A 219-nucleotide genomic window follows, 5' to 3' on the forward strand; every position below is an offset into this window, starting at 1 on the left:
CTTCATCGATGCCGCCGCCGCGCCGTCGAGCTTGCCGAGCGCGTCGACCGTCTGACCGATCTCGCCGATCAGCGCCTTCGCCACCGCGCCGCCGTCGCGCACCGTCTTGCGGCCGACCAGGTCGTTCGCCTGGATCGCCGTCGTCCCTTCGTAGATCGCCAGGATCCGCGCGTCGCGGTAGTACTGCGCGGCGCCCGTCTCCTCGATGAAGCCCATCCC

The 219-nt window shown here is 70.8% G+C and carries 1 protein-coding gene; it reads right to left on the reverse strand.

Annotated features, from left to right (window positions below; genetic code table 11):
- The coding region (locus ACV229_RS40985; protein ID WP_448088716.1) for an acyl-CoA dehydrogenase family protein at positions 1-219 on the reverse strand (219 nt) is incomplete at both ends.

This window comes from Burkholderia sp. MR1-5-21, assembly GCF_053427715.1.